This window comes from Polaromonas sp., from assembly GCF_049790275.1.
GTDB lineage: Bacteria > Pseudomonadota > Gammaproteobacteria > Burkholderiales > Burkholderiaceae_C > Polaromonas.
The window spans coordinates 114394-120586 of sequence record NZ_JBAQYR010000056.1; the positions used below are offsets into that span (position 1 = coordinate 114394).

Sequence of the window (6193 nt, forward strand, 5' to 3'; positions counted from 1 at the left end):
AACATCCCGCCAGCCCACCCCCGCGTGACACGCATGGTGAAGCCAGCCAGCAACCTGCCTGAGCTTGCGCTTCACCATGCCCGTTTATTCTTCATTTCTTCAGTCAAAATCGCCTTCAGCCCTTACCAGCCGTGGGCTGCCAGCTTCCAGATTCATAGCAAACTTCGCCCTGGCGCCGCTGGCCCTGTGTGTTGTGCAGCTGGCGGCGGCACAAACCGCGACCGACCAGACCCTGCCGGCCATCACGGTCAAGGAAGAAGCGGCCCCTGAAACCGCCACCGGCCCGGTAACCGGTTATCGCGCCAAGCGGGCAGCGACTGCGACCAAGACCGACACGCCGCTGTCGGAAACACCGCAGTCCGTCACCGTCATCACCAACGAACAGATGGTGGACCAGGGCGCCATCAGTCTGCAGGACGCCCTCGGTTATGCCGCCGGCGTGCGTTCCGATGCCTACGGGCTGGACTCGCGGACCGACTCGGTGCGCGTGCGCGGCGCTTACCCCGACATGTATCTCGACGGCCTGCGCCAGGCCTATGGCTACTACACCAGCACCACACGCACCGAGCCCTACACGCTGGAGCGCCTGGAGGTGCTGCGCGGCCCCTCCGGCATGTTGTTCGGTTCGGGCACGGCAGCGGGTGTGGTCAACATGGTCAGCAAAAGGCCGCTGGCGGAAACCCGGCGCGAGGTGGGCGTGCAGTTCGGCAGCTACGGCCGCAAACAGCTGCAGGCCGACCTGACCGGCCCGCTGACCGAAGACGGGGAATGGCTCTACCGCCTGGTCGCGCTGACGCGCAAGTCCGACACCCAGGTCGACTACGTGCCGGACAACCGCAGCCTCATTGCGCCCTCGCTGACCTGGCGCCCGAACGGCACCACCTCGCTGACGCTGCAGGGTTTGTGGCAGCAGGACAAGAGCGGCTCGAGCTCGCAGTTCTTCCCGTGGGAAGGCACGCTGCTGCCCAACCCGAACGGCACCCTGCCGACGAACCACTTCATTGGCGAGCCCGGCGATTACTACAACTCCGAGCGCAGCACTTTCGGCTGGCTCTTCGAGCACAAGCTCAACGACAGCTGGACGGTGCGGCAGAACTTCCGCACCGCCAAAAACGAAAACGACAACCGCTACCACTGGGGCGACTTCTTTACCGTCACCGGCGGATGGGGCGCCGACCCGGTGGGCAAGCGCAGGTTTGGCCGCTACAACGACAGCTCGCTCACGCGTAACCGCATCTCGACGCTGGACAACCATGCCGAAGGCCATTTCGACACCGGCGCCTTCAAGCACACGCTGCTGATGGGCGCGGATTTCCAGCGCCAGCGCGAGAACGTCTGGAGCGGTTCGGCCTACAGCGAGATTGACGCCTATGCGCCGGTCTACGGCAACCTGGTGATTCCGGTGCGCGCCGCCGGACCGGGCACCACACAGAACCAGGCCGGCTTTTACCTGCAGGACCAGATCAAGCTGGACAATTGGATCTTCCTGGCCGGCCTGCGCCATGACCGCGCCGTTGCGGGTGCGGAAGGCAGCCCCGACGAAGAAAGCCAGGCCACCACAAAACGCCTCGGGGTGATGTACAAGCTGGCCTCGGGCTGGTCGCCCTACCTGAGCTACGCGGAGTCCTTCACCCCGCAGGCCGCGCGCTCGGGCCAGATCTTCAAGCCGCTGCGCGGCGAGCAGTGGGAAGCGGGCGTGAAGTACGAGCCCGCCGGCCGTTCCCTGGCGTTCAGCGCCGCTGTTTATGACCTGCGCGAGAAGAACCAGATCGCCTCGCCGCAGGTCAACGTCTTCACGCAGGTCGGGGCCACGCGAACCAAGGGGGTTGAACTCGAAGCCCGGGGTTCCGTGAACCCCATGCTCGAGGTGATCGCGCATTACAACTACACCGACCTCGACAGGCAGCTCGAAGGCCTGCCGGCGCACCAGGCCAGCGTCTGGGCCAAGCAGCGTTTAGCCATCGCCGGCATGAACGGTTTCTCGGCCGGTGCCGGTGTGCGCTGGATGGGTCCCTTTCGCGACCTGCAGGGCGGCGTCGGCCCGGACATTCCCGCTTCCACGCTGCTCGATCTGGTGTTCGCCTACGACACGGCGCAATGGCGTTATGCGCTCAACATCAACAACGCGACCGACAAGACCTACTTCAGCACCTGCCTGGCACGCGGTGACTGCTGGTACGGCGCGCGGCGCAATGTCGTGGCCAGCGCCACCTACCGCTTCTGAAAAAGCGCTGCCGACCGGAACCACGATGAACAACACCCGAAAAATAAAAACCTGGGCCTGGATCCACAAATGGTCCAGCCTGGTCTGCACCGTTTTCATGCTGCTGCTGTGCCTCACCGGCCTGCCACTGATCTTCCACCACGAAATCGGCCACCTGCTGGGCACCGAAGTCGAGTCGCCGAAAATGCCGGCCGATACGCCGCGCGCCAGCCTGGACCGCGTGATTGCGGTGGCGCATGCGCTGCACCCCGAGCGTGTGGTGCAGTTCGTCTCGCAGCCCGAGGACGACGACGGCCTGTGGTTCGTCACGCTGACACCGACACCGGCACCGACCGAAGACTTCAAGTCGGTCGCCGTCGATGCACGAACCGCGGCAGTGCTCGCCCAGCCGAAGTTCGACGAAGGGTTCATGTACGTGATGTTCAAGCTGCATGTGGACCTGTTCGCCGGGCTGGCCGGCAAGCTCTTCCTCGGCTTCATGGGCTTGCTGCTGCTGGTGGCCATCGTCTCCGGCGTGGTGTTGTATGCGCCCTTCATGCGCAAGCTCGAGTTCGGCACGGTGCGGCGCGAGCGCGGGCCGCGCCTGAAGTGGCTGGACCTGCACAACCTGCTCGGCATCGTGACGCTGGTCTGGGCCTTCACCGTGGGCGCCACCGGCATGATCAACACCTGGGCCGACCTGATCATCAAGTACTGGCAGCACGACCAGCTCAGCACCCTGCTGGCGCCCTACCAGGGCCAGCCGCCCGTGCCCCTGGCCGAACGCGGCCCGCTGCAGCAGGCTCTGGAGGTGGCACTGGAACGCGCGCCTGGCATGAAAACCGCGTTCATTGCCTTCCCCGGCACGGCTTTCTCAAGCCCTCACCACAACACCGTTTTCCTGCGCGGCGAAGAACCCCTGACCGCGCGGCTGCTGCAGCCGGTGCTGGTGGACGCCCGCACCGGCGCCGTCACCGCCAGCCCCGAGCTGCCCTGGTACCTCACGGCACTGCTGGTGTCGCAACCGCTGCACTTCGGCGACTACGGCGGCATGCCGATGCAGATTCTCTGGGCACTGCTCGACATCGTCACCATCATCGTGCTGGGCAGCGGCCTTTACCTCTGGCTGAAGCGGCCGCAGCCCCTGCGCCTCGCCGAAGAGGCAGGCGCCCGGCACGGCGCCGCGCCGCAGGGCCGCGCCGCATGAAACCCACTTTCACGCAGCTCTGGGGCTGGCCCGTCGCACTGGGCGTGCTCAGCGCCACCGGCCTGCTCAGCGCCCTGGTGTCCGAGGGCTGGGGCGATGTCTGGTCCTGGCTGGCGCTGGGCGGGCCCGTGCTTGTCATGGCCTGGTTTGCCTGGCGCAGGCCGCTAGCTCACTGACGCCCCCCAAGTTTTCTTTCGTTTTTCTTCCCTTCAACCTTCAGGACGCCATCACCATGTCTTTCCCCCGCCTCGGCCTCATCGCCCTTCTCTTCGCCACCGCCACCACTGCCCAGGCGCATCATGTCTGGCTGGAACAGGACGCCACTGGTGCCACGCTGTACTTTGGCGAGTTTGGTCACAACCTGCGCGAGACCACGCCCGGCTACCTCGACAAATTCGTTGCCCCTGTCGCACAGCGCATCAGCGCGGCCGCGGCCCAGCCACTGACCCTGAGCAAAACGGCCAAGGGTTTTGTCCTTTCCGGCACCGCGGCAAAAGGCGAATCCCTGGTGGCGGAAGATGCGCGCTACCCGGTCTCGGAACGCAAGGACGGCGACAAGCTGGTGCGCAGCCTCTACGTGCCCGCGGCCCGCCTGGTCAACACCTTCGACAGGCAGGCCCCGCATTTCACGCTGGACCTGGTGCCCACCGGCAACAATGGCCCGGACGGCGTGGAGGTGCAGGTGTTCTACAAAGGCCAGCCGCTGCCCAAGGCCAAGGTCGAAGTGGTCACACCTTTCGGCTGGGGCAAGGACCTGCGCGGCGACGACCAGGGCCGCCTCACACTCAGCCTGCCGTGGAAAGGCAGCTATGTGCTCGAAGTCAAACATGCAGATACCAGCGCCGGCGAACGCGGCAGCGAGAAATACGACCGCGCCAGCTACGTGACCTCGCTCACCATCACTCAGCCCGAAGGCCTGCCTGCCCTGCCCGCAGCACCGGCGGCCACACCGAACAAGATGAACTGAGGCCTGCGGCGTGCGCCCCTTTCTCCAAAACAGCAAGGAAAATACGCCTCCAGCCCTGATGGGCCGGGCGCATGCCGCTATCTTTTTTGAACCCGTCCAGAAGTTGAAACCGACGGCTGTGGCCGGATGGATCGCGGCACTCGTGCCACCGCGGCTTCGCCGTGCGACGGCCCGCCCCTGGGTGCGCATCGTGCTGCGCCTCATCGCGGCGCTGCCGGGCGCTTATGCCTTCACCGCCGCCCTGGTCGCTTTGCTGGCCGCCGCCCTGCCGCTGCTGGGCCTGGCACGCAGCGAAGCCGTGGTGAGCGCCGCGATGCTGGGTTTTGTGCTTTACCTGCTGGTGTTGCTGTGGGCCTTCAGCGTGCGCAGCCTGGTGCGGCTCTGGGCCGCGCTGGCGGGCGGCACGGCCCTGGCCTTCTGCCTGTTTCAACTGATTCGTTAAATAAGAAAAAGGACGCGTGCGATGGAACCCACTTTCCGCAAATCGATGGCCTGGCTGCACACCTGGGCCGGGGTGGTGATCGGCAGCCTGCTGTTCGCGATTTTCTGGATGGGCACGCTCAGCGTGTTCGACCGCGAGATCGACCGCTGGATGATGCCCGGCACGCGGCTCGCGCCGACCGCTGCCGAACAGCCTTTCCGTCTTGACGGCCCCATCACCGAGCAGGCCCAGCGCCTGGCCCAGGGCTCGTCGCAATGGTTTGTGCGCCTGCCGGCCGACCGCGTACCTGCGGTGGAGCTGCGCTGGCGCGACGAAGCCACCAAGGTCACCGAGCAGCGCCACCTGCACCCGCAGACCGGCGCGGTGCTCGAACACACCGACACGCTCGCGGGCACCGGTTTCATCTTTCCCTTCCACTACCGGCTGCACATCCGCTGGAAAGATGTCGGCTACTGGCTGGTCGGCCTGGCCGGAATGACCATGCTGCTACTGATCGTCAGCGGCGTCATCATCCATCGCAAGATTTTTGCGGACTTCTTTTTGTTTCGTCCAAAAAAACGCCTGCAACGCGCGAGCCTGGACCTGCACAACCTCACCGGCGTGCTGGCGATGCCGTTTCACTTTGCCATGGCCCTGTCGGGCATCGTGATCCTGTTCACCATCTACTGGCCGAGCGCCTACCACGCCACTTATGCGCAGGCCAAAAATTCGCGGCAGGCTTTTTCCGCCGAGGGCTTCGGCCAGTACCGCCGGCCCAAGGCGAATACGCCTGGCCAGCCGATGGCGTCGCTGGACGCGATGCTGGCCAAGGCGGAGCAGCAATGGCAAGGCGGCCGGGCGAACTTCGTGCGTGTCTGGCATCCGGGCGACGCCAACAGTTATGTGGAGCTGCGCCGCGGCTATGCCGACATGGTGACCATGAACCTGGACCAGCTCTACTTCGACGCTGCAACGGGTGCCGTACTGAGCAGCTTCGAAGCCGCGCCGGTGATGACGGTGGAGCGTTTCATCAGCGGCCTGCATTTCATCCAGTTCGAACACTGGACCTTGCGCTGGCTCTACTTCCTGGCCGGCCTGGCCGGCTGCGTGCTGATTGCCACCGGCAGCCTGTTCTGGCTTGAAGGCCGGCGCACCAGCCATGCAAAAAAAGGGCTGGCCGGCGTACGCGTGGTGGAGGCGCTCACGGTGACCAGCGTGCCCGGCATCATCGCGGCAACGATGGTGTTTTTTGCCGTGAACCGGCTGCTGCCGGCCGATGCGGCGCTGGCAGGCTGGAACCGCAGCGAAATCGAGGTCTGGGCCTTTTACCTGGCCTGGCTGGGCACGCTGGGCCACGCCGCGCTGCGCGGCCGCGCCGCCTGGCGCGAACAGGTC

Annotated in this window: 6 protein-coding genes; all 6 read left to right on the plus strand. The window is 65.6% G+C overall.

Features of this window, described 5'->3' with window-relative positions:
* The first annotated feature begins 76 nt into the window (after positions 1-76).
* Entirely contained in the window at positions 77-2224 is a 2148-nt protein-coding gene (locus tag WA904_RS08680) for a TonB-dependent siderophore receptor (RefSeq protein WP_425196718.1), read from the plus strand.
* 25 nt (positions 2225-2249) lie between these two features.
* A complete protein-coding gene (locus tag WA904_RS08685) occupies positions 2250-3410 on the plus strand; it encodes a PepSY-associated TM helix domain-containing protein (RefSeq protein WP_425196719.1) in 1161 nt (386 codons plus the stop codon).
* Positions 3407-3586 carry a hypothetical protein gene (locus WA904_RS08690; protein ID WP_425196720.1) on the plus strand — a complete coding sequence of 60 codons (180 nt, stop codon included), beginning with the start codon at positions 3407-3409 and terminating at the stop codon, positions 3584-3586. Before WA904_RS08685 ends, WA904_RS08690 begins: the two co-directional genes overlap by 4 nt.
* 56 nt (positions 3587-3642) lie before the next feature.
* Positions 3643-4377: a DUF4198 domain-containing protein gene (locus WA904_RS08695; RefSeq protein ID WP_425196721.1), complete on the plus strand. Its 735-nt coding sequence runs from the start codon at positions 3643-3645 to the stop codon at positions 4375-4377.
* A gap of 10 nt (positions 4378-4387) precedes the next feature.
* The gene (locus WA904_RS08700; RefSeq protein WP_425196722.1) at positions 4388-4819 is read left to right on the plus strand and encodes a hypothetical protein; all 432 of its coding nucleotides are present in this window, start codon (positions 4388-4390) and stop codon (positions 4817-4819) included.
* Positions 4820-4840: 21 nt separating this feature from the next.
* Positions 4841-6193: PepSY-associated TM helix domain-containing protein (locus WA904_RS08705; RefSeq protein ID WP_425196723.1), on the plus strand; the 1353-nt coding region annotated here is incomplete at its 3' end.